The sequence below is a fragment of the Neisseria sp. P0004.S004 genome, from assembly GCF_051963335.1.
GTDB lineage: Bacteria > Pseudomonadota > Gammaproteobacteria > Burkholderiales > Neisseriaceae > Neisseria.
Window position 1 is genome coordinate 1 of sequence record NZ_JBQCUK010000015.1, and the last position, 20520, is coordinate 20520.

Consider the following 20520-nt stretch of genomic DNA (forward strand, 5'->3'; position numbering starts at 1 on the left):
CTTCGGCACACCGTCCCGGCAACTAAAAATTCTGCGGGATTGGTGTGGAATTTAGGGCTAATCTACGTCAGCCCCTTATTCAAAGGCCATCTGAAGTTTCAGACGGCCTTTTGGTTTTTCGGCTATAATATTGTTTTTATTTGTTATCCGAGTGGTTCGGATAGCCCTACCCGGAAAGGTTTTATATGACGGTTTATTCACTTTTTATCACTTGTCCTCGCGGTTTGGAAGCGCCTTTGACGCAGGAACTCGAAAACATGGCATGTCAGGATATCCGCGCTGTTGACGGTGGTGTGGCATGTAAAGGCACGATGGAGCAGGTGTACCGCATCAACCTGCATTCGCGCGTTGCCAGCCGTGTTTTGCTGCGCTTGACCAAAGGTGGTTATCGCAACGAACACGATATCTACAAACTGGCACGAAATCTGCATTGGACAGGTTGGTTTAAGCTGGAGCAGACCTTTAAAGTTAAAGTCGAAGGCAAGCGCGCCAATGTGAAAAGCTTGGATTTTGTCGGTTTGAAAATCAAAGATGCCGTCTGCGATGCCTTCCGCGATATTTATGATGCGCGTCCGAGCGTGGGCAAAATCAACCCCGATATCCGCATTCATGCCTTTATCGATGAGCGCAATGTGGAGATCTTTATCGATACTTCCGGCGAAGCACTCTTCAAGCGCGGCTATCGTCAGGATACCGGCGAAGCGCCATTGAGGGAAAACTTGGCGGCAGGTCTACTGCTTTTGGCAGGCTACGACGGTACGCAGCCTTTCCAAGACCCGTTTTGCGGCAGCGGCACGATTGCCATTGAGGCTGCATGGATTGCGACACACCGTGCGCCGGGTTTGATGCGCCGTTTCGGTTTTGAAAAACTGCAAAACTTCGACAAAGAAAAATGGCAAGCGTTGCGCCATGAGGCTGAAAAACAAATCAAACCGGCCGCTGCGCCCATTTCCGGCAGCGACAACGACCGTTATATGATCCGCGCCGCATTGGCCAATGCCCAAGCCGCCGAAGTGGATAATTTCATCCGCTTTGACGTGCAAGATGCGCAGGCCGCGCGCCCAAACGGCGAACACGGCATTATGATTTCTAATCCGCCTTATGGCGTGCGCCTTGCGGAGGTTCAAGCTTTGCAGGCTTTATATCCGCAACTTGGTACATGGTTGAAACAATATTACGCCGGCTGGCTGGTAGGAATGTTTACCGGCGATCGCGATATGCCGAAATTTATGCGCCTTTCTCCGAAGCGGAAAATTCCTTTGTTTAACGGTAATTTGGATTGCCGATTGTTTTTGATGGATATGGTGAAAGGTTCGAATCGAGGGTAAAACCTGAAATTAAGGCCGTCTGAAAGATGATTTCAGACGGCCTTTTTTGATTTGTTAAAACCGTCTTTGTTATAACGGAGTTTGCTTTTCTTTTTTTTTATATTGATGCACTGAAATTGTTTTCAGACGACCTTTATCAAGGGAGCCGTGTAGATGTAATTATTGAAATTTACAATCTATCAAATTATAAAAACCTATTACAAAATAAAGATGGATTGTTAAATAAAATACCATATCTAGTAGTATTGTGTTTTAATGCACACCATATCTTGTGTTTTATGGCATTGCAATGAGCGGTTTGAAATTCACAATCGAGCAAATTGTATGGCAGGAAGTGCCGGGCGAAGTGTCGCTGGCGTTTCTGTTTTCCGGTTGTCCGCTGCGTTGCAAAGGTTGCCATAGTGCCGATACATGGAAAGAGGGCATCGGCACGGAATTGACCGAGGATTATTTAAAAGGCCGTCTGAAACGCTATCGCGGATTGATTACATGCGTGTTGTTTATGGGCGGAGAATGGCAGCCGGAAGCCTTGCAGAAAATGCTGGCCATCGTAACGCAGGCGGGTTTGAAAGCCTGCTTGTACACCGGCCTGGAGCGTGAGGAGTTGGAAGCGGTTTCAGACGGCATTCTGCCTTATCTGACGTATCTGAAAACCGGCCGCTGGCAGATGGAGCTGGGCGGCTTGGACAGCCAGACAACCAATCAGAAGTTTGTCGATTTGCGCACGGGTGAAGTGTTGAACCGATTGTTTATCAAAGATAAACCTGCGCCCAAAGTGTTTCCAGTGGCTTCAATTTAGCTAGGTGCTGTATTGCACTGATTTAAATTGAATTTATTGTATTCGCTGACAGCGATGTTTCAGACGGCCCAACCGTCATTGTTTAATAAATCAACCAAACCATACAGGAGAATTAACATGATTCGGCTGCATCCCGAACAGTTAAACGGAAAACTACAATTCATGCGTGACTACATCAGCGCGCAAAACGCGGCGGACGGCTCGAAAATGGACGCCAATGCCAACGTAACGCAAAAAAACATCGCTACGATGGAAGCGGAAATCATGAAAGACTTTTTCGTGCAGATTAACCGCGCCCAAGTGTCGCGCAAAATCGCCGAAATTTTTGACCAATCCGTTGCCGACGAATACATCCGCCAGATTGAGGCGCATGAGATTTATGTGCACGACGAAACCAGCCTCAAGCCTTATTGTGTGTCGGTTACGCTGTATCCTTTCCTGCTCGATGGCTTAAGCAAACTCGGTGGCGAATCCAAAGCGCCGCAACATCTGGCTTCGTTTTGCGGTTCGTTTATCAACTTGGTGTTTGCCATCAGCGCGCAGTTTGCCGGTGCGGTGGCGACAGTGGAATTTCTGACCTATTTCGACTACTTTGCCCGCAAAGACTACGGCGACGATTATTTGGAAACCCATGCCAAAGAAATCGCCAACCATATGCAGCAGGTGGTGTACAGTATCAACCAACCTGCCGCTGCGCGTGGCTATCAGAGCGTATTCTGGAATATTTCCGTTTACGATCAATACTATTTCGATGCGATGTTCGGCGATTTCGTTTTCCCCGATTTCAGCAAGCCGGTGTGGGCGAGCGTAGCGAAGCTGCAAAACTTCTTCCTCAGATGGTTTAATCAAGAGCGCACCAAAGCCGTTTTGACCTTCCCCGTCGTAACCGCTGCGATGCTGACCGACGGCGGCAAATGCAAAGACACCGTGTTCGCCGATGAAATGGCGAAAGAGTTGGCGGAAGGCAATTCCTTCTTCGTCTATCTTTCCGACAACCCTGACTCTTTGGCTTCCTGCTGCCGCCTGCGCAACGCCATCGAAGACCGCACTTTCAGCTACACCCTCGGCGCGGGCGGCGTGGCGACCGGGTCTATCAACGTCATCACCATCAACATGAACCGGCTGGAACAAGACGGGCGCGACCTTGCCGCCGAAGTCGCCAAAATCCACAAATACCAATACGCCTACCGCAAACTGATGGAAGAATACCAAGCTGCCGGAATGCTGCCCGTGTACGATGCAGGCTTCATCACGCTGGACAAACAGTTCCTTACCATCGGCATCAACGGCATGGCGGAAGCCGCCGAATCGCAAGGCATCAAAGTCGGCTACAACGACGACTACATCAACTTCGTCCAAGGTCGTCTGAAAACCATATTTGAAGCCAACCAAGCCGCCAGTAAACATTATGGCGTGAAGTTCAATACCGAGTTTGTCCCCGCCGAAAACCTCGGCGTGAAAAACGCCAAATGGGACAAAGCCGACGGCTATAAAGTCAACCGCGACTGCTACAACTCCTATTTCTACGTCGTTGAAGACGAAGAAATCAACGCGCTCGACAAATTCCTGCTGCACGGTAAAGAACTGGTGGACTGGCTCGACGGCGGATCCGCGCTGCATCTGAACCTCGACGAAGCCCTGCCCGAATCCGGCTACCGCTCGCTCTTGGACATCGCCGCACAAACCGGCTGCAACTACTTCTGCGTGAACGTACGCATCACCATTTGCAACGAATGCGGCCATATCGACAAACGCACTCTGCACACTTGTTCCGCCTGCGGTTCGCACGACATCGACTACGGCACCCGCGTCATCGGCTACCTGAAACGCGTATCCGCCTTCTCCAGCGGTCGTCGCAAAGAGCATGCGCTCAGACATTATCACCGTAAAGCGGCGTAATCGTTGAAAAAGATTGCTTCAAACCTAAGGCCGTCTGAAATTTCAGACGGCCTTGATCATGTTGAGATAGGCCGGCTCTTTCAATGATATAGTTTTGATTAAATTAAACAAAAACTCTTGACACCTTCATATAATGAATTAACATATAATATCCTTTAACCTAAATTTAAAAAAGCGAGAGACACATGAAAACATCAGCTTTATTGGCAGCTTTATTGGCTGCACTGTCCCTGTCAGCATGCGGCGGTTCAGGCTCATCTTCTTCTGCCGTTTGTGACGAGTACGAAAAAGCATTTGCCGAAGCAACTAAAGACGTAGATGCCGCAACCAAAGACATGATGCAAAAATCTTTCGAACAAACCAAAGAAGCGTTGAAAAACCTGCCAGCAGACCAACGCGATGCAACTTGTAAAACTTCTTTGGACGCTTTGAAAGGCGTTCCTGCTGCCGAAACTCCTGAAGAAAAAGCCGAAGAAGCCAAAGATGCCGCTGAAGAGGCTAAAGAAGACGCAAAAGACGCAGCGGAAGATGCCAAAGAAGCTGCTGAAGACGCTAAAGAAGAAGCTAAATAATACGGCTAAGCTTTACAGAAAAACGGATTCCAATGATTTGGAATCCGTTTTTTGTTATGTGAATTAGGGTAGTTATTTTAGATGAGCTTTTTCAGTTTTCAGACGGCCATTTCTTATGCCGTCTGAAAGCGTTAGTTTCAACTAAGTTAAAATTTACAACAGCAAACCATCAATCAAACCCACCGCGTGCGTGCGTACCGCACACACCCTACGCGTTGATTTTGAAGTTCCGTGTAATTCACAGGTAGGGTGTGTGGCGCAGCCACGCACGCGGTGGGTTGGGTATGCAGGCTACGGCTTGCTTGCTACACGTTGGTTTTTAAGTTCTGAGTGATTCATCGGTAGGGTGTGTGGCGCAGCCACGCACGTGGCGGGTTGGATGTGCAGACTACCGCTTGCTTGTTTGCTGCAGTCTTGAATTAAAGTTTGAATCCAATTTCTTTAAAAAAATCGTTCATCGTAATACATTTGATGCCGAAATCTCTCGCAATATCAGGAATTTTTACTGCACTACTAGGATTTTGAACATTCAAACTCGGATTGGCACGTTCATCGGTAACAATGGTTAAGCCGTCTTTTATGGCAATGGCGATAAGCCAACCGTCCGCGATTCTTTCATGTGTCCAACTTCTTGGATCAATCAATGCTTTATTGCTATAACAGGAATGTTGGGCAATATGCTGAATAACCTTGCCCCATTCTTCGGCATAGTCTTTATGATTCAGATATTGCCCGTTAAAGTTCTGCCCGAGCCAATCGTTAAATTCATCGCTTTTGCAAGCTTCATCAACTACAATCTGCGGCAAAACAACATATTGATTCAGCACTTTTTCAAAGGCATCCCAAAAACTAGGAAAATATTCAAACCGGTAGGCTCGGTCATAGAAATTAATATAAATATTGGTATCCAATAAGTATTGCATTTTCTATGCCTCCACCAAGGCTTTATAGCCTTTAAAGCCGACACCAATAATTCGAAAGGCTTCTGTATAAGAAATTCTGTTTTGCTGCAATGCTTCTTGTACATAACTAAAAAATCGTCTATCCACTCTGAAACGTAAATTATTATAGTAGTCTCCGCCAGATGAAGATTTTGTCTTATTTTTTTGAAACTGTTCAAACTTATCTGTCAATTCTTTAGTTTTAGAAAGATAGCTTTGGCGATCTATAAACTTGAAATCATACAATCGCCTTACAATCACAAATTCACTCACTTTAAATCTTTCGGCAAGGATCTGAACTATATTGTTCTTGTTGCTGTTTCTAAGCTCTTCCACCGTAGCATGAAAAATATCATTAGGTACCAAAATTTCTGCTGTTACTTTATTTACGAAAGCTTCTGTTTTATCAAACGTGTAATCTCCAGCATCAACTTCTGTCAGGATTTCATCAGATCCAATGAATAAATGAACCAACTCATGAATCAGTGTAAATACTTTTCCATTAGTTGTTTCATCTTTTTGATTGATAAAAATGATAGGAGCCTTATTGTCTACCAAAACAAAACCACGAAACTCTGCTAGGCTTAATGCTCTATGGGTATTTTCGCCAACAATTCCATTAAAAAATACAAATACTCCAATGTTGTTTACTTTGCTTTTGAGAAATTTCAGCATATTATCTTTAGAAATTTTCTCTTTAAAGTCTTTATCTATTTGCAATTTATCTCGAATTTTTGATGCAACCGACAAAATATCATCCTCAATAGAGCAAGAACCGATAAAATCTAAAGTAGATTCAATTTGTTCGCGCAAAAACTGTTGTTTACTTTCCATTTCAATAATGGTATCGCGCAATTCTTCACTCATTTCATTAAGATGTGATGAATTAATTGTTCTAAACTCCAACCGACCGCTTTTCACTTCAATAGACTCATCCAGCAAAAGTAAGCCTGTAGGAATATTGAGCTTTTTTGCGATACTGGAAAGTTGGTTGAATGTCGGCTGTTTTTCACCACTCAAGAATAAATCAATATTTTTAACTGATATTCTTAGTTCGCTTAGCGGTATTTTCGCCTTTCCGACATAGTAGTTAAGCGTCTCGATATTAATGTCCATGGCTTAAATCTCTTAATAGCTTCTAGTTCGAAAGAATAGAATGTGGCAATTCTGAATTTAAAACTAATATTCTTACAAAACCGACTTCAAATACTTCCCAGTATAACTCCCCTTAACCTTCGCCACTTTCTCGGGGCTACCTGAAGCGATAATTTTACCACCGCCATCTCCCCCTTCCGGCCCCAAATCCACAATATAATCAGCCGTTTTTATAACGTCAAGATTATGCTCGATAATCACAATCGAGTTGCCTTTGCCTTTCAGACGGCCTATGACTTCCAGCAGCAGGGCGATGTCGGCGAAGTGCAGGCCGGTGGTGGGTTCGTCGAGGATGTAGAGCGTTCTGCCGGTGTCGCGTTTGGAGAGTTCCAAGGCGAGTTTGACGCGCTGGGCTTCGCCGCCGGAGAGGGTGGTGGCGGACTGTCCGAGGCGGATATAGCCTAAGCCTACGTCCATCAGGGTTTGCAGTTTGCGCGATACGGTGGGGACGGCGTCGAAAAATTCGCGGGCTTCTTCGACGGTCATGTCGAGGACTTGGCTGATGTTTTTGCCTTTGTATTGGATTTCAAGCGTTTCGCGGTTGTAGCGTTTGCCGTGGCAGACTTCGCAGGGGACGTACACGTCGGGCAGGAAGTGCATTTCGACTTTAATCACGCCGTCGCCTTGGCAGGCTTCGCAGCGGCCGCCTTTGACGTTGAAGGAGAATCTGCCGACGTTGTAGCCGCGTTCGCGCGAGAGGGGTACGCCGGCGAAGAGTTCGCGGATGGGGGTGAACAGGCCGGTGTAGGTGGCGGGGTTGGAGCGCGGGGTGCGGCCGATGGGGGATTGGTCGACGTTGATGACTTTGTCGAGGTGTTCGAGGCCGCGGATGTCGTCGTATGGGGCAGGTTCTTCTTGGGCGCGGTTGAGTTCGCGGGCGGTGATTTTGGCGAGGGTGTCGTTAATCAGGGTGGACTTGCCGCTGCCGGATACGCCGGTGATGCAGGTAATCAAACCGAGCGGCAGTTCGAGGGTGACGTTTTTGAGGTTGTTGCCGCGCGCGCCTTTGAGGACGAGCATTCGGTCGGGATTGATGGGTGTGCGTTCAGACGGCACGGCAATGGATTTTTTGCCGCTTAAATATTGTCCAGTAACGGATTTTTCGCATTTGGCGACGTTTTCGGGCGTGTCGGCAATCAATACGTTGCCACCGTGTTCGCCTGCGCCCGGACCCATATCGACGACGAAATCGGCTTCGCGGATGGCGTCTTCGTCGTGTTCGACCACAATCACGCTGTTGCCCAAGTCGCGCAGACGTTTGAGGGTGGCGAGCAGGCGGTCGTTGTCGCGCTGGTGTAGGCCGATGGAGGGTTCGTCCAAAACGTACATCACGCCGGTCAGGCCGCTGCCGATTTGGCTGGCGAGGCGGATGCGCTGGGCTTCGCCGCCGGAAAGGGTTTCGGCGGAGCGGGAGAGGTTGAGGTAATCCAGCCCGACGTTAATCAGGAAGCCGAGCCGTTCGGTGATTTCTTTGAGGATTTTTTCGGCGATTTGTTTTTTGTTGCCGTCCAAATCCAGCGTTTCAAAGAATTGGTGGGTTTTGGTCAGCGGCCAGGCGGAGACTTCGTGCAAAGGTTCGCCGCTGACGTAAACGTAGCGCGCTTCTTTGCGCAAACGTGCGCCGCCGCAGCTCGGGCAGGCGCGGTGGTTTTGGTATTCGCGCAGTTTTTCGCGCACGGTTTCGCTGTCGGTTTCGCGGTAGCGGCGTTCGAGATTGGGGATGATGCCTTCGAAGGCGTGGCTGCGGTTGAAGGTGGTACCACGTTCGGACAGGTAGGTGAAGTCGATGACTTCTTTGCCCGAACCGTGCAACACGACTTTTTTGACTTTTTCCGGTAGGCTTTCCCAAGCGGCGTTGACATCAAATTTATAATGATGCGCCAGCGATTGAATCATTTGGAAATAGAATTGGTTGCGCTTATCCCAGCCGTCAATCGCACCTGCTGCTAAGGATAATTCGGGATGGGCGACCACTTTTTCGGGGTCGAAGAAATTGGTGTTGCCCAAGCCGTCGCAAGTCGGGCAGGAACCCATCGGGTTGTTGAAGGAAAAGAGGCGCGGCTCTAATTCGGGCAGGCTGTACGAACACACGGGGCAGGCGAAACGCGCTGAAAACCAATGTTCTTCGCCGCTGTCCATTTCCATTGCCAGCGCGCGCTCGTTGCCGTGGCGCAGCGCGGTTTCAAAACTTTCCGCCAGCCGCTGCTTGATGTCCGCCTTCACTTTCACGCGGTCAATGACCACGTCGATATTGTGTTTGATGTTTTTTTCCAGCTTCGGTACTTCGTCAAGCTGATAAACTTCGCCATCCACGCGTACCCGCGCAAAACCCTGCGCCTGCAAGTCGGCAAAGAAATCGACAAACTCGCCCTTACGCTCGCGCACCGCCGGCGCCAAAATCATCACGCGCGTGTCTTCCGGCAGCTTCAATACGGCATCGACCATCTGAGATACGGTTTGGCTCGACAGCGGCAGCTTGTGTTCGGGGCAATACGGCGTGCCGACGCGGGCGTATAAAAGGCGCAGGTAGTCGTGAATTTCCGTTACTGTGCCGACGGTGGAACGCGGATTGTGGCTGGTGGATTTTTGCTCGATGGAAATCGCGGGCGACAGGCCTTCGATCAAATCGACATCGGGTTTGTCCATCATCTGCAAAAACTGCCGCGCATAGGCAGACAGGCTCTCGACATAACGTCGCTGCCCTTCGGCATACAGCGTGTCAAACGCTAGCGACGATTTGCCGCTGCCTGACAATCCAGTTACCACAACGAGCTTGTGGCGCGGAATGTCCAAATCGACGTTTTTCAAATTATGTGTACGCGCGCCGCGGATGCGGATGGTGTCGTTGTCGTGTGAATGTTTGGGATGATGGTTGCACATGGTGTCAGGCCGTCTGAAAAATAAAATAAACGGCTATTGTAGCACTTTTCAAATGTCAGACTGGATAGATAAAGCTTTTGATATATATAAAAGAAACAAAAAGGCCGTCTGAAAATGTGTTTTCAGACGGCCTTGATATAGATGGATCAGCTTGTCAGTCGATTTTGCGGAGAATTTCGCGCAGGGCTTTTTGCCAGTCGGACGGTTTGATACCGAACTCGGTCTCTAGGCGTGAGCAATCCATGATGCTGTATGCCGGACGCGGAGCAGGCAGGGGATATTGATCGGTGGTAATCGCGTTCAGTTCCGGAACGCGGAAGCTGTTGTCTAATTGTTGGGCCGTCTGAAAGATGGCTTTGGTAAATTCGTACCATGTTGCCGATTTATTGCCACAGTAATGGAAGATGCCGCGCGGGGAGGTGGGTTGTTGTAATAATTCGATAATGGCGTGTGCCAAATCGCCTGCATAAGTCGGACAGCCGGTTTGGTCGTGAACGACGGAGAGGGAATCGCGTTCTTTGGCAAGGCGCAACATGGTTTTGACGAAATTGCTGCCGTATTCGCTAAACAGCCATGAGGTGCGAATAATAATGCTTTCCGGATGCGCGGCCAAAGCCAAAAGTTCGCCCGCTACTTTGGATTGACCGTAAGTGCTGCGCGGATTGGTGTAGTCGGTTTCGCGGTAAGGGCGTTTGCCTTCGCCGTCGAATACATAGTCGGTGGAAATATGGATAAAGCGGGCATGCGCGGCGCGGGCGGCTGCGGCTAAGTTGTGAACAGCGCTTGCGTTGACGGCAAAAGCAGCTTCGGCATTTTCTTCTGCTTTATCGACGGCAGTGTAAGCTGCGGCATTAACGATGGCATCGGGTTGGAAATTTTTGATCATATGATGCACAGCTTCAGTATCGGTAATGTCCAGCGAAGTCGAATCGGTAGCAATCAGTTCCCAATCTTCGGGCAGGCGGTCGCGCAGACAACGGGCAAGCTGGCCTTTGGCTCCGGTCAATAAAGTACGCATGGTTGAGTATCTCCTCTGATGGCTGTTAAATAGGTGTCTGCGTCATTATAGTGTAAGTACGACAAATTCACATTATTAGCATCGAACAAAATACAAACAGGGCTGTATTTGAGTAAGTAGTCGATATTATCTACCTATAATGTAACTATTTATCAATATTTTAATAATATACTATAACTATAGTTAAAATATAGGTTTTAACTAGATGGATTAAGCAGTTATATTGGTTAAGAAATTGTGAATCAATGTTAATGTTTTTATGATTATTAGGATAATGGTATTTAAAATTAGGGGAACTTCTGTCCTTTTGTCGGTAAATTCTACCGTTTGATATTTTTGAGTAAATATTTTGCAAAATATTACTAAAATAATAATTGGGCAAGGGCGGATTTGCTCGTTCCGTCAACCCAATATTTTATTAACTTTTGGGAGTAATTATTATGGCATACTGTTACGGGGGGTATTATACTAGACCCCTGGTTAGTTCTTACTGCGCTCCTGCGCCTAAGGCTTCCTACTCTTCTTACTACTGCGCTCCTGCAGCAAAATCTTCTGTTTCTATCGGCAGCATCGCTAGCATTGCCAGCGTCGGCGTGTCAGTAGTTAACGCGGTAACCGGTTTGGTTTCTGCTATTGCGGCTTTCTGCCCACCGGCAAAAACGCCTAACTACAAATGTGTTCCGGTTTGCCCACCTTACAACTGCAATCCGATCAAACCGATCCCATGTCCAAAACCACAACCTAAACCTCAGCCTAAGCCTCAACCAAAACCTGAGCCTAAACCTGAGCCACAACCAGAACCTCAACCAGAACCAAAACCACAACCAAAACCTGAGCCTAAGCCAGAACCAAAACCTGAGCCGAAACCAGAACCTAAGCCAGAGCCAAAACCTGAGCCTAAACCAGAACCAAAACCGGATTGCAAAGATTGTAAAGACGATCACAATCAAGACAATTCATACGGTCACGAAGATAAAAACCCAGGTAATGTCATCCGAGCTGAAGACTGCAAAGACGGCAACGTTATCCGCGGTACTGATGCTAAAGATACCATTTATGGTACTGCTTGCGAAGACATCATCTACGGTGGTAACGGTACAGACGTAATCTACGCCGGTGCCGGTAACGACACCATTTACGGTGATGCTGACGGTGACTCTCTGTACGGTGAAGACGGTAAAGACTACCTGCAAGGCGGTGCTGGTAACGACTACCTGAACGGTGGTTCCGGTGCTGACATTATGCGCGGTGGCGACGGTAACGACGTTTACTTCGTTGACAATGCCAATGACCAAGTTATCGAGTATGGTAATGCACACGCCGGTATTGATACTGTTCGTACCGTTATTGACTACACACTGACCGATCACGTTGAAAACCTGATTTTGCAAGGTATGCAAAACCTGAACGGTACTGGTAACTCTTTGAACAACAACATCGAAGGTAACGGCGGCAACAACCATCTGTATGGTTTGGCCGGCGACGACTGCCTAGTTGGTAAAGACGGTAACGACTACCTCGACGGTGGTGTCGGCAACGACATCCTGATCGGTGGTACCGGTAACGATACTTACTTCTTCGACAAAGGTTACGGTCACGACACTATCCGTGAAGAAAGTGGTAATGACACCCTGTTGTTCGGTAAAGGCGTTGCAGCTTCCGACGTATTGCTGAGCAAATCTGGTGCTAACCTGACTGTTTCTGTCGGTACTAACGACAGCATCACCATCGACGACTGGTTCACCGGTAACGATCACAAAGTTGAAAACTTCAAGTTTGCTGACGGTAGCACTTACCAAGTAACCGGCCACGGCGACTACTACTCTCTGTCTGCTGTAAACCAAATCCAAGATCAGACTCAGGCTCCTGCCATCTGATAGGATGATGGTTTTTAGGGTTTGTCCCTAAAATCAAAGTCTAAGGCCGTCTGAAACCGAGCTATAAGGTTTCAGACGGCCTTTATTTTGTAAACAATCTGACGAAAGATGCCAAATTGGGCTAAAATACCAAATTCTTCTGTTTACCAAAGAGATACCCGAAATGTCTGAAATCAGCTTGAAAAAAATCTACTCCGGCAAAGTCCGCGATTTGTACGAAATTGACGATAAACGTATGTTGATGGTTGCTTCCGACCGTCTGTCTGCATTCGATGTGATTTTAGATGATCCGATTCCGGGTAAAGGAGAGATTCTGACGCAGATTTCCAATTTTTGGTTTAAAAAACTGGCTCATATCATGCCTAACCATTTTACTGGCCAAACGGTTTACGATGTTTTGCCTGAAAACGAAGCCAAAGCTTTGGAGAAACGCGCCGTCGTGGCTAAAAAACTCACTCCGGTGAAAGTGGAGGCCATTGTGCGCGGTTATCTGGCAGGCAGCGGTTGGAAAGATTATCAAAAGACTGGTTCTGTCTGCGGTATCCAATTGCCTGAAGGTATGCAGGAAGCGCAGCAGTTGCCTGAAGTGATTTTTACACCATCGACCAAAGCCGCAGTTGGCGATCATGATGAAAACATCAGCTTTGAAGAATGCGAACGCATTATCGGAAAAGAATTGGCTGCGGAAGTGCGCGCTAAGGCGATTCAGCTTTATACAGAAGCGGCCGAATATGCCAAATCTCGCGGTATTATTATTTGCGACACTAAATTTGAATTTGGTTTGGATGAGGAAGGTACGCTGACTTTGATGGACGAAGTGTTGACGCCTGACTCCAGCCGTTTTTGGCCTGCAGACCAATACAAAGTCGGTACCAATCCGCCATCTTTTGACAAACAGTTTGTCCGCGACTGGTTGGAGCAAAGCGGTTGGAACAAAAAAGCGCCTGCGCCTAAAGTGCCTGCCGATGTGATTCAAAAAACAGTCGAAAAATATCAGGAAGCATTGACTTTGCTGACTCAGGATTGATTTTTAAGTTTGAAGGCCGTCTGAAAAGGATATGTTTCAGACGGCCTTTTTATTGTATAAATACTGGATTTTAAGGATGGTTGCCTTTATAATCGAGAGTTGTTTTCAGCGCCTTAAAGGTCGTCTGAAAGCTTGTTTATAACCTGCCGCACGGTCTGAAACCCTAACTATGCACATTCGGATTTTAGTGTGCATTATTAGTGTTTTAGCAGTGCGGTATTTTGAAAGGAACAATGATGTTCAATAAACACGTTAAGACCTTCCAATACGGTAATCAAACCGTTACTTTGGAAACCGGCGAAATCGCTCGCCAAGCTGCTGCTGCCGTTAAAGTATCTATGGGCGACACCGTTGTTTTGGTTGCCGTTACTACCAACAAAGAAGTGAAAGAAGGCCAAGACTTCTTCCCTCTGACTGTCGATTACCTCGAGCGTACTTACGCAGCAGGTAAAATCCCCGGCGGTTTCTTCAAACGCGAAGGCAAACAAAGCGAAAAAGAAATCCTGACCAGCCGTTTGATCGACCGTCCGATCCGTCCTTTGTTCCCTGAAGGTTTCTATCACGACATCCAAATCGTAGCGATGGTGGTGTCTGTTGACCCTGAAATCGATTCTGACATTCCTGCCATGCTCGGCGCGTCTGCCGCGCTGGTGTTGAGCGGCGTACCGTTTGCCGGTCCGATTGGTGCGGCACGCGTGGGTTATGTAAACGGCGTGTACGTTTTGAACCCGACTAAAGCCGAATTGGCTAAATCACAATTGGACTTGGTTGTTGCCGGTACTTCTAAAGCCGTGTTGATGGTGGAATCCGAAGCCGACATCTTGTCTGAAGAAGTGATGTTGGGCGCAGTTGTTTACGGTCACGATCAAATGCAAGTGGCCATTAATGCCATCAATGAGTTTGCCGACGAAGTCAACCCGGAAGTTTGGGATTGGAAAGCTCCTGAAACCAATGAAGAATTGGTTGCAAAAGTACGCGAAATTGCCGGCGAAACCATTAAAGAAGCGTTCAAAATCCGTCAAAAACAAGCGCGTTCTGCCAAATTGGACGAAGCTTGGAATGCTGTAAAAGAAGCGTTGATTACCGAAGAAACCGACACTTTGGCAGCCAACGAAATCAAAGGCATTTTCAAACACTTGGAAGCCGATGTTGTCCGCAGCCAAATTTTGGACGGCCAACCGCGTATTGACGGTCGCGACACCCGCACTGTTCGTCCGTTGAACATTCAAACCGGCGTATTGCCGCGCACTCACGGTTCTGCACTGTTTACCCGTGGCGAAACCCAAGCTTTGGCGGTTGCAACTTTGGGCACTTCACGCGACGAGCAGATCATTGATGCGCTGTCCGGCGAATACACCGACCGCTTCATGCTGCACTACAACTTCCCTCCATACTCTACCGGCGAAGTGGGTCGCGTAGGTGCACCAAAACGTCGTGAAATCGGTCACGGCCGCTTGGCTAAACGTGCGTTGTTGGCCGTATTGCCGGAACCTGAAGATTTCAGCTACACCATGCGCGTGGTTTCTGAAATTACCGAATCTAACGGCTCTTCCTCTATGGCTTCCGTCTGCGGCGGCTGCTTGAGCCTGTTGTCTGCCGGTGTGCCTTTGAAAGCACACGTTGCCGGTATCGCCATGGGTCTGATTTTGGACAACAACAAATTTGCCGTCCTGACCGACATCTTGGGTGATGAAGACCATTTGGGCGATATGGACTTTAAAGTAGCCGGTACAACTGAAGGCGTGACCGCGCTACAAATGGATATCAAAATCCAAGGTATTACCAAAGAAATCATGCAAATCGCTTTGGCTCAAGCCAAAGAAGCACGTTTGCACATCTTGGATCAGATGAAAGCCGCCGTTGCAGGCCCACAAGAGCTGTCAGCACACGCTCCACGCTTGTTCACCATGAAAATCAACCAAGACAAAATCCGTGATGTGATTGGTAAAGGCGGTGAAACCATTCGTTCGATTACTGCTGAAACCGGTACTGAAATCAACATCGCTGAAGACGGTACCATCACTATCGCTGCGACTACTCAAGAAGCAGGCGATGCAGCGAAAAAACGTATCGAAGAAATCACTGCCGAAGTGGAAGTGGGCAAAGTGTACGAAGGTACTGTGGTTAAAATCCTCGACAACAACGTCGGCGCGATTGTCAGCGTGATGCCGGGTAAAGACGGTTTGGTACACATCAGTCAAATCGCCCATGAGCGCGTACGCAATGTCAGCGACTACCTGCAAGTAGGTCAGGTCGTGAATGTAAAAGCATTGGAAGTGGACGACCGCGGCCGCGTACGTCTGTCTATCAAAGCTTTGCTGGAAGCACCTGCTCGCGAAGAGAAAGCAGCCGAATAATCTGATTGTTCCAGCTTGAAACAAAAGGCCGTCTGAAAATTTCAGACGGCCTTTTGTTTATTTGAATGATGAATTTAAAAATGAGTTTGCCTTTACTTTGATAAAAGGGATTACTACAATGTTTGTAATTTAATAAATATATTCATTTCTCAAGGAGTATGCAATGAATGCTACACAATTAATCAGTCGGCTGACGCAAACCGTCGGCGAAAAATATATCATCACAGACCCGGCAAAAACTGAACAATACCGTCAAGGCTATCGTTTTGGCGAAGGTAAGGCGCTGGCAGTTGTCCGTCCGGGTACGGTGTTGGAAATGTGGCAAATTTTGCAGGCGTGTGTTGAGGCTGATGTCATTGTGATTACGCAGGCTGCCAATACCGGTCTGACCGGCGGCTCGACTCCTGACGGCAATGATTACGACCGCGATATCGTGATTGTGAATACCATGCGTCTGAACATCATTCAGCCGATCAACAATAACGAACAGGTTGTCTGCCTGCCCGGTTCTACCTTGAATCAATTGGAACTGCTGCTGAAACCTTTAGGCCGTGAGCCGCACTCCGTGATCGGTTCGTCCTGTATTGGCGCATCTGTATTGGGTGGCGTATGTAATAACTCCGGCGGTGCATTGGTACAGCGTGGCCCTGCTTATACGGAAATGGCCCTGTTTGCGCAAATCAACGAAGAGGGCAAACTGGAGCTGGTCAACCATCTAGGCATTGATTTGGGCGAAACCCCTGAAGAAATTCTGACCAATCTGCAAGGTTTCCATTATCAGAAAAAAGACATTGTTCAAAATGCAGGCAAAGGGCATGATCATGCATACTGCGATCATGTTCGCCAAGTGAATGAACCGACTGCCGCCCGTTTTAATGCCGACCCTGCGCGTCACTACGAAGCATCAGGTTGCGCGGGCAAGCTGATGGTGTTTGCCGTACGCTTGGATACTTTCCCGCAAGAAAAACAGACTGCCGTCTTCTATATCGGCACCAATGATATTAATGAGCTGACCGATATTCGTCGCGCCGCTTTGAGTGAGTTTAAAAACCTGCCTATTTCCGGTGAGTATATCCATCGTCATGCTTTTGATATTGCTGCCGTTTATGGTAAAGATACGTTTTATATCATCAAGACGTTCGGTACCCACCAACTTCCGAAACTGTTTGATCTGAAAGCCCGTGTGGATAGATTCAGCAAAAAGATAAGTTTCTTACCGAAACACTTCTCTGATAAATTCATGCAACTGATCAGTAAGATTTTGCCCGATCACTTGCCGAAGTCTATGCGCAACTATCGCGACAAATACGAACACCATTTGATCTTGAAAATGGGTGGCGAGGGCGTAGAAGAAGCTCGTGCTTTCTTGAAAGAATATTTTGCAACCCATGGCGGCGCATTCTTTGAATGTAATGCCGAAGAAACGCAGGCGGCTATGCTGCATCGCTTTGCTGTGGCTTCTGCCGCGATCCGTTACCGTTCTGTACATGATGATGAAGTAGAGGATTTGGTTGCACTCGATATCGCCTTGCGCCGTGATGATCGTGATTGGTTTGAAACACTGCCGCCTGAAATTGACAATAAAATCATCCATAAATTGTATTACGGACATTTTATGTGCCATGTGTTCCATCAGGACTACATCATTAAAAAAGGCAACGACTGCATGGCTTTGGAACATGAAATGCTCCATCTGCTTGACCAACGCGGTGCGCAATATCCTGCCGAGCATAATGTCGGTCATCTGTATGAAGCCAAGCCTGAGCTGAAACAGTTCTATAAAAAACTCGATCCGACCAACAGCTTTAACCCCGGTATCGGTAAAACCAGTAAGAAGAAAAACTGGGCAGAATAAAGCGTAGTTAAAATAAAGGCCGTCTGAATATTTCAGACGGCCTTTTTGTATGCTGTTTATCAGAACAAGTTGCTGACAAAAATCAGCAAAATCACCAACGGCACGAGGTATTTCACATAGGCAAACCAGATATTGACCGTCGTATGGTTGCCTTTATAAAGTAATTCGTCCTTCGCTTCGTCCTTCATCACGAAACCGACAAACAGCGCGGAGCCGAGCGCGGTCAGCATAAACAAGATGTTGCCGCTGATGTAGTCAAAAGCATCGAAAATATTTTTACCGAACACGGAAACGTCTTTCCACGGGCCATAGCTCAAAATAGATGGAATGTTGCCGAAAATGAAGATGGCAGCCAAGACAATCGTAATCGCGGCGGTACGGCGGATTTTGGTTTTCTCCTGAATCGTCGTAATCAATACTTCATAAATCGTCAGCGAAGTCGTCAGCGCGGCGATCAGAAGCAGCGAGAAGAAAATCACGGCGAACACAGGGCCTGCCCACATATTCGAGAACACAATCGGCAGGCTTTGGAATACCAAAGTCGGGCCGGAATTGGGCGCGACGCCGAAGCTGAAGAGCGACGGGAAAATCATAAAGCCCGCCAACACGGCGATGATGGTATTGGTAATTGCCGTAATGACTGCGGTTTGCACCAAATTTTCGTTTTTATCCAAATAACTGGACAAAGTAATCATCACGCCGAAACCCAAGCTCAAGGCGAAGAATACTTGACCTAAAACGAAGACGAAAAGTTCGGCGGTAATTTTGCTGAAATCAGGCTTCAGATAGAAAGTAATCCCTTCCATTGCGCCCGGCAGGGTAACGTTGCGCACGACCATGGCAATCAGGAACAAAAACAGCAGCGGCATCAGGTATTTTGCCGCTTTTTCAATACCGCCGATGACGCCTTTGACCAAAATCCATTGGTTTACGACCACAAACAAGAACGTGTAGAACGCAATTTCCCAAGGGCTGTTTTCGATGTGTTCGGTAAAGAAGCTTTTGGTAACTTCGCCGGAAACCGGACTGGAAATATCCAAATTGCCGCCAATGATATTGACGATGTAGCTGATGACCCAGCCGCCGAGCACCATGTAATAGGCCATGATGCCGAATGCGCCGAGCAGGCCCATCCAACCGACCGCTTTCCAAACTTTGGCTACAGGTTTACCGTTCATTGAGCCGCCGAACGCATCCAGCGCGTTCACACCTTTACGGCGGCCGATGACATTTTCCACCAAAATCATCGGAATACCGATGACCAGCATGGCGATACAGAACAGAAACACATACGCGCCGCCGCCGTTTTCACCGACCAAATACGGGAAACGCCACGTTGCGCCAAAGCCGACAGTCGCGCCGGCAACGGTAAGGATGTAAGTCAAACGGTTGGACCAAGTTTGACGGGGTTGATTGGAAGACATAAAAACTCAGATACATGAAAATAAAGACAACATTTTACCGCAAAGATTTAACGAATCTTGACTAAAGTCTGAAAAGAATGTCAGGTAAAAAAACTATTTAATGAAGAATTTTTAGTGAGTTTTTCTAGTCTGCTTGATATGGAAACCTGAAAACAGAGAATTCGGCTAAAGCAATATTGAATAAACGGTATCAGTAGAGGCCGTCTGAATGGCATACGTTTATACCTGTTTGGATAGCCGACAGCGCTCTTTTTATGAAACGATTTATTTGAAATTGAACGGGTTTGGATGGGTGCAGTAGAAATCGAAAATTAAGTGGGAATAATGGCAAGCAATGAATAGGGTTGCACGGTTTGGAAATGATGGGCTTTGATAAGGAGAGGCCGTCTGAAAGTACGTTTGCAGACCTGCCGAATTTTAGATAAAAAAAACCATCTATACTAAGGGGAAAGTATAGATGGCCAAACACATTACGGGGAAAACGTCTTACTCACTTACTCACTTCTTTCGAAGCAAGTGTTACTCAGACAGGCGAATTATACAATAGTTCAGTCTTTGCAGTGTTAAATTTCGTTAAATAAAAATAACAAGGTTTATATATTTGATTTTAAATAAATAAAAAATCTATATTGTTTAAAAAATGATCGAAAAAATTTGGAATTTTTTTTAGATTTGGATGAATTTCCATTCTCCTGCGGCCAAATCATCGACATTCCAGTCGCCGAATTTCTCACGGTGGAGCTGCTCGACACGGTTGCCTGCGGCTGCAACCATGCGTTTGACCTGATGGTATTTACCCTCGGTAATGGTCATCATCAATGTGGTTGGGGCGGCTAATACTGCTTCGGCTGCGGCGACGGTTTCATTATCGTCATGCAGGAGGACGCCGTTTTTGAGTGTGGTGCAAAGGGTATCGTCGGCAGGATGTTTCAAAGTGACGCGGTAGAGCTTCGGAACTTTGTGTTTGGGCGAGGTAACGCGGTGGTTAAATTGCCCGTCGTTGGTAATCAGAATAATGCCGGTTGTGTCTGCATCCAAGCGGCCGACTGCCTGCATATCGATATTGCGCATGTGGTCGGGAAACAGGCTAAAGATGCTTGGATATTGCTGGGGTTTGTGCGAAGTCTCGTAATCTGCAGGCTTATGAAGCAAAATGTAGAAATAGGGCATGGGTACGGCGGCAATCTCTTCGCCGTCAACAGACAGGGTGTGCACTTGAGACGGGTCAATATCGTCTTTGGCACGATTATGGATTTCGCCGTTAATGGCAATGCAGTCATTGTCTATCAGCCATTGGCATTGCTTGCGGCTGCCGAGGCCTTGTGATTGGATGTATTTGAGCAGTTGCATGGTTGGTTGAAAAGTAGGAAATGTTCAGACGGCCTTTA

At 47.4% G+C, this 20520-nt stretch carries 14 protein-coding genes; 8 read left to right on the forward strand and 6 right to left on the reverse strand.

Annotated elements, in window-relative coordinates; genetic code table 11:
- Window positions 1-185: 185 nt before the first annotated feature.
- The 4 genes from ACTHRY_RS10740 to ACTHRY_RS10755 all read left to right on the forward strand — a co-directional run bounded on the left by ACTHRY_RS10740 (window position 186) and on the right by ACTHRY_RS10755 (window position 4598).
- Window positions 186-1328, forward strand: a complete 1143-nt coding sequence (locus ACTHRY_RS10740) for a THUMP domain-containing class I SAM-dependent RNA methyltransferase (RefSeq protein ID WP_049322843.1) — start codon at window positions 186-188, stop codon at window positions 1326-1328.
- Between the two features lie 289 nt (window positions 1329-1617).
- Window positions 1618-2127: an anaerobic ribonucleoside-triphosphate reductase activating protein gene (nrdG, locus tag ACTHRY_RS10745; protein WP_049322842.1), complete on the forward strand. Its 510-nt coding sequence runs from the start codon at window positions 1618-1620 to the stop codon at window positions 2125-2127.
- 54 nt (window positions 2128-2181) lie between these two features.
- Entirely contained in the window at window positions 2182-4026 is a 1845-nt protein-coding gene (nrdD, locus tag ACTHRY_RS10750; RefSeq protein ID WP_079453758.1) for an anaerobic ribonucleoside-triphosphate reductase, read from the forward strand.
- Window positions 4027-4211: 185 nt separating this feature from the next.
- Window positions 4212-4598, forward strand: coding sequence for a DUF5339 family protein (locus ACTHRY_RS10755; RefSeq protein WP_004519763.1), 387 nt, complete (start codon window positions 4212-4214; stop codon window positions 4596-4598).
- Between the two features lie 419 nt (window positions 4599-5017).
- Here ACTHRY_RS10755 and ACTHRY_RS10760 read toward each other — a convergent pair whose 3' ends face one another.
- The 4 genes from ACTHRY_RS10760 to rfbD form a co-directional block, all read right to left on the reverse strand.
- The gene (locus ACTHRY_RS10760; RefSeq protein WP_440374251.1) at window positions 5018-5521 is read right to left on the reverse strand and encodes a DUF4411 family protein; all 504 of its coding nucleotides are present in this window, start codon (window positions 5519-5521) and stop codon (window positions 5018-5020) included.
- 3 nt (window positions 5522-5524) lie between these two features.
- On the reverse strand, window positions 5525-6655 hold the full coding sequence (locus ACTHRY_RS10765; protein WP_440374252.1) for an ImmA/IrrE family metallo-endopeptidase: 1131 nt from the start codon (window positions 6653-6655) through the stop codon (window positions 5525-5527).
- 72 nt (window positions 6656-6727) lie between these two features.
- Window positions 6728-9574, reverse strand: coding sequence for an excinuclease ABC subunit UvrA (gene uvrA / locus ACTHRY_RS10770; protein ID WP_440374253.1), 2847 nt, complete (start codon window positions 9572-9574; stop codon window positions 6728-6730).
- A gap of 154 nt (window positions 9575-9728) precedes the next feature.
- Window positions 9729-10592 carry a dTDP-4-dehydrorhamnose reductase gene (gene rfbD / locus ACTHRY_RS10775; RefSeq protein WP_049322836.1) on the reverse strand — a complete coding sequence of 288 codons (864 nt, stop codon included), beginning with the start codon at window positions 10590-10592 and terminating at the stop codon, window positions 9729-9731.
- 440 nt (window positions 10593-11032) lie between these two features.
- Here rfbD and ACTHRY_RS10780 point away from each other — a divergent pair, with 440 nt between their 5' ends.
- From ACTHRY_RS10780 to dld, 4 genes are all read left to right on the forward strand, one after another.
- Window positions 11033-12469, forward strand: a complete 1437-nt coding sequence (locus tag ACTHRY_RS10780; protein WP_432760683.1) for a calcium-binding protein — start codon at window positions 11033-11035, stop codon at window positions 12467-12469.
- 163 nt (window positions 12470-12632) lie between these two features.
- The gene (locus tag ACTHRY_RS10785) at window positions 12633-13496 is read left to right on the forward strand and encodes a phosphoribosylaminoimidazolesuccinocarboxamide synthase (RefSeq protein ID WP_049322835.1); all 864 of its coding nucleotides are present in this window, start codon (window positions 12633-12635) and stop codon (window positions 13494-13496) included.
- Between the two features lie 233 nt (window positions 13497-13729).
- Window positions 13730-15853, forward strand: a complete 2124-nt coding sequence (gene pnp, locus ACTHRY_RS10790; RefSeq protein ID WP_107697060.1) for a polyribonucleotide nucleotidyltransferase — start codon at window positions 13730-13732, stop codon at window positions 15851-15853.
- Window positions 15854-16016: 163 nt separating this feature from the next.
- Window positions 16017-17708, forward strand: coding sequence for a D-lactate dehydrogenase (gene dld / locus ACTHRY_RS10795; RefSeq protein ID WP_036490674.1), 1692 nt, complete (start codon window positions 16017-16019; stop codon window positions 17706-17708).
- A 59-nt stretch (window positions 17709-17767) separates the two neighbouring features.
- Here the strand turns inward: dld and ACTHRY_RS10800 are convergent, their stop codons facing one another.
- Both ACTHRY_RS10800 and ACTHRY_RS10805 read right to left on the reverse strand, forming a co-directional pair.
- Window positions 17768-19132, reverse strand: a complete 1365-nt coding sequence (locus tag ACTHRY_RS10800; RefSeq protein WP_036490675.1) for a sodium-dependent transporter — start codon at window positions 19130-19132, stop codon at window positions 17768-17770.
- A 666-nt stretch (window positions 19133-19798) separates the two neighbouring features.
- Window positions 19799-20482 (reverse strand): 16S rRNA pseudouridine(516) synthase, encoded by a 684-nt coding sequence (locus tag ACTHRY_RS10805; RefSeq protein ID WP_049322834.1) that lies wholly within the window; start codon window positions 20480-20482, stop codon window positions 19799-19801.
- Window positions 20483-20520 lie beyond the last annotated feature (38 nt).

Bases quoted from the DNA above. Each gene is read 5' to 3' on its own strand.
- ACTHRY_RS10740 (WP_049322843.1), top strand. From the start codon at position 186: ATGACGGTTTATTCACTTTTTATCACTTGTCCTCGCGGTTTGGAAGCG.
- pnp (WP_107697060.1), top strand. From the start codon at position 13,730: ATGATGTTCAATAAACACGTTAAGACCTTCCAATACGGTAATCAAACC.
- rfbD (WP_049322836.1), bottom strand. From the start codon at position 10,592: ATGCGTACTTTATTGACCGGAGCCAAAGGCCAGCTTGCCCGTTGTCTG.
- nrdG (WP_049322842.1), top strand. From the start codon at position 1,618: ATGAGCGGTTTGAAATTCACAATCGAGCAAATTGTATGGCAGGAAGTG.
- ACTHRY_RS10760 (WP_440374251.1), bottom strand. From the start codon at position 5,521: ATGCAATACTTATTGGATACCAATATTTATATTAATTTCTATGACCGA.
- ACTHRY_RS10805 (WP_049322834.1), bottom strand. From the start codon at position 20,482: ATGCAACTGCTCAAATACATCCAATCACAAGGCCTCGGCAGCCGCAAG.
- uvrA (WP_440374253.1), bottom strand. From the start codon at position 9,574: ATGTGCAACCATCATCCCAAACATTCACACGACAACGACACCATCCGC.
- ACTHRY_RS10785 (WP_049322835.1), top strand. From the start codon at position 12,633: ATGTCTGAAATCAGCTTGAAAAAAATCTACTCCGGCAAAGTCCGCGAT.
- dld (WP_036490674.1), top strand. From the start codon at position 16,017: ATGAATGCTACACAATTAATCAGTCGGCTGACGCAAACCGTCGGCGAA.
- ACTHRY_RS10755 (WP_004519763.1), top strand. From the start codon at position 4,212: ATGAAAACATCAGCTTTATTGGCAGCTTTATTGGCTGCACTGTCCCTG.
- ACTHRY_RS10800 (WP_036490675.1), bottom strand. From the start codon at position 19,132: ATGTCTTCCAATCAACCCCGTCAAACTTGGTCCAACCGTTTGACTTAC.
- ACTHRY_RS10765 (WP_440374252.1), bottom strand. From the start codon at position 6,655: ATGGACATTAATATCGAGACGCTTAACTACTATGTCGGAAAGGCGAAA.
- nrdD (WP_079453758.1), top strand. From the start codon at position 2,182: ATGTTTCAGACGGCCCAACCGTCATTGTTTAATAAATCAACCAAACCA.
- ACTHRY_RS10780 (WP_432760683.1), top strand. From the start codon at position 11,033: ATGGCATACTGTTACGGGGGGTATTATACTAGACCCCTGGTTAGTTCT.